This window comes from Glycomyces tarimensis (assembly GCF_054776215.1).
Map to the genome: position 1 here is coordinate 1 of NZ_BAAHCB010000053.1, position 1,208 is coordinate 1,208.

Annotated in this window: 1 protein-coding gene; it reads left to right on the top strand. The window is 66.4% G+C overall.

All coding sequences use genetic code 11. The features are described 5' to 3' along the window. Positions 1-71: 71 nt before the first annotated feature. Positions 72-1,208, top strand: a protein-coding gene (locus tag ACYVK3_RS21830; RefSeq protein ID WP_460499466.1) for an IS3 family transposase whose coding sequence is annotated in 2 segments (ribosomal slippage) — positions 72-330 and positions 330-1,208 — 1,138 coding nt annotated over the 2 segments. Because the reading frame shifts where the segments join, the coding sequence is not laid out codon by codon here. This gene is flagged as partial in the annotation.

Here is a 1,208-nt window from a genome sequence, read left to right on the forward strand (position 1 = left end):
AGGAGTGAAGAGTGTCGACCTCGAAGTATCATCGCCGGTTTCCCGAGGAGTTCAAGGCCGAAGCGGTCCAGATGTACCGCGACGATCCGGCCGCTACCTACGCCTCGGTCGCGAAGAATCTCGGTGTCTCGTCCGAGACACTGCGGAACTGGGTGAAGCAAGCCCGCAAGCAGCAAGCCGAATCACCCCGTTTCCAGGCGCCTACCAGCGAGAACGAGGGCCTCGTAGGCTACGACGCCGTGATCGCTGAAGAGAACCGCCGCCTCCGCGCCGAGCTGGACAAGGTCAAAGCCGAACGGGACATCCTGCGTAAAGCCGCGAAATATTTCGCGGGCGAGACGAACTGGTGAGCCGTTTCCAGTTCGTCCACGAGCACCGTACGCGTTGGAGCGTCAAACGGCTCTGCGCTGCCCTGGAGGTCTCCAGGCAGGGCTACTACCAGTGGAGGGACCGCGCCCCGGCTCGGGCGGCGAAAGCCGCCTCGGACGCAGCGGCGACGGTGCGGATCAAGGCGTTCCACCGCCGCAGCAAGGGCACGTACGGGTCGCCGCGGATCACCGTCGATCTGCGCGAGGCCGGCGAGAAGGTCAACCGCAAGCGCGTGGCGCGCTTGATGCGGGTCGCCGGGATCGAGGGCGTCACTCTGCGCCGCCGGCGCCCGGCTCCGCCGCTCGAGGACCCGGGCGAAGCCGCGGCGCCCGACCGCCTCAAACGCGATTTCACCGCACCTGCGCCGAACGAGCGCTACGTCGGCGACATCACGTACCTCCCGGTCGGGGACAGCTCGTTCCTCTACCTGGCCACGGTGATCGACCTGTTCAGCCGCCGCCTGGTCGGGTGGGCGATCGCCGACCACATGCGCACTGATCTGGTCGAAACCGCGCTGCGCCGCGCGCACTGCATCCGCGGCGGCCTGGCCGGTGCCCTGATACATACCGACCGCGGCTCGCAATACGTGTCCGCTCAGTTCGCCACGTGCTGCAAGGAACTCGGTGTAATGCAATCGCGGGCCCGGGTCGGCTCCTCCGCCGACAACGCCCTCGCCGAATCGTTCAACGCCACCCTCAAACGCGAAGTCCTGCAAGGACGCCGGACCTTCGCCAACGCCTTGGAAGCCCGCTTCCAGGTCGAGTCCTGGATCACCGATTACAACACGACCCGGAGACACTCGTCTCTGGGCCAGATCTCACCGATCGACTACGAACAGC